Source organism: Frankia sp. CcWB2, from assembly GCF_977927585.1.
Genome location: NZ_CDWRCM010000105.1, coordinates 1 through 752, shown reverse-complemented (window position 1 = coordinate 752; position 752 = coordinate 1). Strand labels below are relative to the sequence as shown.

Annotated in this window: 1 pseudogene; it reads right to left on the bottom strand. The window is 59.3% G+C overall.

Going from position 1 to position 752, the window contains the following annotated elements:
• A pseudogene (locus tag ACY45C_RS12510) lies at positions 1 to 700 on the bottom strand (recombinase family protein); the annotation flags it as partial.
• Positions 701 to 752: the final 52 nt, after the last annotated feature.

The following is a 752-nucleotide window of genomic DNA, read 5'->3' as shown; positions in this document are numbered from 1 at the left end:
GGTCCTGGTCGACCGCGATGGTTCGGACCTCCCGGCCGTCTACCGTCACGCGGACGTTTCGGTAGCCCAAGGGCGCCAGTCCGAGCGTGCCGCCGGCCTTGGCCTTCTGACGCATAGGGGACGTAATGAAGTAACAAATACGTGATCGAGAGCATCATCGCAGGTCACAGGCCTGTGGAGGGTTCGAAACGCGCAAGTTATTTCATTTCGACTCCGTACCCTTCTTGGCTTCCTGCGCCAAGTTCTGTGAATAGAACTCGGCAATAGTGGCCATGATTCCGTGCAGGAGCTTGCCCGACGGTGTCTCGTCGATATTCTCGGTGGACGACACCAGTTGGGCACCAGCCTTCCGGATCGCGAGGTTGATAGTGACATCGTCCTCGCGGGAGCGGGCCAGCCGGTCGACCTTGTGTATGATCACGTAGGAGATGCCGCCTTGCTCGCGCAGGAAACGCAGCATGGCTTGAAGCTCAGGGCGGTCGGCAGTCTTGGCTGATTCGCCGCGGTCGAGGAATTCGGCCACGATGACCGCATTCAGTCGATCGGCGGTCCGCTCGTTGGCCTCACGCTGAGCCGGGATTGAAAATCCCTCGTCGCTGAAGTCGGTTTCTGCTTGCGCAGAAGTGGAGACGCGCAGATAGCTGATGGCCAGCTTGGCGCCAGGCGGCAGGTCGCTCAGCCTTTCGGTCAGGAAGTGCATAGGGGACGTAATGAAGTAACAAATACGTGATCGAGAGCATCATCGCAGGTCA